This is a genomic window from Anaerobacillus sp. 1_MG-2023, assembly GCF_030547345.1.
Taxonomy (GTDB): domain Bacteria; phylum Bacillota; class Bacilli; order Bacillales; family Guptibacillaceae; genus Guptibacillus; species Guptibacillus hwajinpoensis_B.
Genome location: NZ_JAUORD010000215.1, coordinates 1 through 242, shown reverse-complemented (window position 1 = coordinate 242; position 242 = coordinate 1). Strand labels below are relative to the sequence as shown.

Annotated in this window: 1 protein-coding gene; it reads left to right on the top strand. The window is 39.3% G+C overall.

What is annotated here, in order from left to right; translation table 11 throughout:
- A partial coding sequence (locus Q4550_RS23910) for an FtsW/RodA/SpoVE family cell cycle protein (RefSeq protein ID WP_303536754.1) occupies positions 1-242 on the top strand: 242 nt, incomplete at both ends.

Below are 242 nucleotides of genomic sequence, written 5' to 3'. Positions count from 1 at the left end.
GAGTAGGGTTGGTTCGAGGTGGAGCACAGAGCTGGATAGGGGTGGGTGCATTTAGTATTCAACCATCCGAATTTATGAAGCTCGGGCTAATCATTTTTCTTGCTGCGATCCTTTCTGCAAATCAAAAATATATAACTTCTTTTAAAAAAGGCTTTCTTCCATGTATTTTACTTGTTTTTACTGCTTTTGGTCTAATTATGCTACAACCAGACCTTGGAACAGGAATGGTTCTTGTCCTTACA